This is a genomic window from Streptomyces recifensis (assembly GCF_002154615.1).
Lineage (GTDB): Bacteria > Actinomycetota > Actinomycetes > Streptomycetales > Streptomycetaceae > Streptomyces > Streptomyces griseoluteus.
Genome location: NZ_MUNH01000903.1, coordinates 1 through 508 on the forward strand (window position 1 = coordinate 1; position 508 = coordinate 508).

Below are 508 nucleotides of genomic sequence, written 5' to 3' on the forward strand. Positions count from 1 at the left end.
GTCCCTCCACACCCTCGCTCTCCACCTCTCCCTGGTCGCGGGCCCCCTCCGCCTGCTGGACGGCGACTTCCCCCACCGCGACGCCATGCGAGGAATCGCGGAACACAACGCACGGGAGGCGCTACGGCTGGCGGGGCCGGTGACCTGAGCCGTCGATCAGCCGCAAAGGCGGGCACTCCGAGCGACACAGGCGCGATCCGGGCCGGACGTGAGCCGGCAACACCCCCCCGTCATCGAGCGGTCCGCCCACCCTGAGCGGAGTGCCTACGCCTCGGGCGCCGGCGGTGCCACTCGCCTCGTCTGGGTGCGCACCGCGCCGATGCTCGCCGCGATGACCAGCGCGATGGCGGCGGCCTGGGTCAGGGAGAGGGTCTGGTGGAGGACGAAGAAGCCCGCGGTGGCCGCCACGGCCGGTTCCAGACTCATCAGGATGGCGAAGGTCGGGGCGGGGAGGCGGCGGAGGGCGAGCAGTTCAAGGGTGTACGGGAGGACCGAGGAGAGCAGGGCC

The 508-nt window shown here is 72.8% G+C and carries 1 protein-coding gene and 1 pseudogene; one reads left to right on the forward strand and one right to left on the reverse strand.

The genetic code is table 11. The features are described 5' to 3' along the window. A pseudogene (locus CCN33_RS33430) lies at positions 1–148 on the forward strand (aminoglycoside phosphotransferase family protein); the annotation flags it as partial. A gap of 116 nt (positions 149–264) precedes the next feature. Here the strand turns inward: CCN33_RS33430 and CCN33_RS30710 are convergent. Continuing rightward, positions 265–508 (reverse strand): EamA family transporter (locus tag CCN33_RS30710; RefSeq protein WP_167387995.1); only part of this gene is annotated, 244 nt, incomplete at its 5' end.